The 953-nt window shown below is 38.4% G+C and carries 2 protein-coding genes and 1 pseudogene; 2 read left to right on the top strand and 1 reads right to left on the bottom strand.

Translation table 11 applies throughout. The features are described 5' to 3' along the window. On the bottom strand, window positions 1-230 hold a 230-nt coding region (locus SAZ04_RS21525; RefSeq protein WP_332699531.1), incomplete at its 3' end, for a hypothetical protein. A 45-nt stretch (window positions 231-275) separates the two neighbouring features. Here SAZ04_RS21525 and tnpB point away from each other — a divergent pair. Next, the gene (gene tnpB / locus SAZ04_RS21520) at window positions 276-629 is read left to right on the top strand and encodes an IS66 family insertion sequence element accessory protein TnpB (protein WP_332699528.1); all 354 of its coding nucleotides are present in this window, start codon (window positions 276-278) and stop codon (window positions 627-629) included. A 90-nt stretch (window positions 630-719) separates the two neighbouring features. Further along, window positions 720-953 (top strand): annotated as a pseudogene (locus tag SAZ04_RS21515) (IS66 family transposase); the annotation flags it as partial.

Genomic DNA, 953 nt, shown 5'->3' with positions numbered 1-953 from the left:
GTAAGCCCCCATTCAAACAACGCATATAAATACGCAGCGCCTCCTGGTACGATACATGTATCAACTAAAGGAGGTGCTTTCCTTATGTCACAACAAAAATTAACGATTGTCCCCGTTACACTACATGCCGAAAATAAAGAACTCGATACATCAATTTCTCCAACAACTCTTTCAAATAGCATTTGCATGATCAAAACGGCAAACGCTGAAATATCCTTCTTCAACGGCATAGATGAGTGCACCATCCAAACCGTTATGAGGGAGTTGAAACATCTATGAAACACGATTATACTAGCGTGAAAAATATCTACATCATTTGTGGGAAGACCGATATGCGAAAGGGCATTGACGGATTGGCGACACTGATTCAAGATTCGCTTGAACTAGATCCGTATAGTGATTCGATTTTCTTATTTTCTGGATGGAGTAAAGATCGCTATAAATGTTTATATTTCGACGGTGATGGCTTTGCCATGCTCTATAAACGGTTAGATAATGGAAAACTTCAATGGCCAAAAGATGAAAATGAAGTACGCAATCTTTCCCAACAGGAGCTTCGCTGGCTTCTTGAAGGTTTATCCATTCAGCAGCCAAAGGCGATTCCACCATCATCAAAAGGTATGTTCTAAATTCATTAAAACCGTTAATTTTATCTTTCTTCCACTGTTCGAACTAGTTATAATAAGAGGAACAAAACCGAACGGAAAGTGGTGAATGATGTGGCGAGCGTTTCTTCTACAAATGAAAATCAAAACGATAAATTAATTCGACTGCTCGAAGAACAATTGGCTCATACGAATCAACAAAACCAAGAGCTATCAAAAAAATTGGATCAATCGTTGAAACAGAACGAAGCGCTATCGCAACAACTTCAACACTTAACAAAGCTCTTATATGGCTCTAAAACAGAAAAGTCGAAATATAATATGCCCGATGGGCAAATGTCATTGTTT

It is taken from the genome of Halalkalibacter lacteus (assembly GCF_036663595.1).
Classification (GTDB): Bacteria; Bacillota; Bacilli; order Bacillales; family Bacillaceae_D; genus Halalkalibacter; species Halalkalibacter lacteus.
The sequence above is the reverse complement of the archived record's forward strand: the minus strand, read 5'-3'. Positions and strand labels throughout refer to the sequence as shown.

Coding starts and splice junctions, on each gene's coding strand:
- tnpB (WP_332699528.1), top strand. CDS start 276: ATGAAACACGATTATACTAGCGTGAAAAATATCTACATCATTTGTGGG.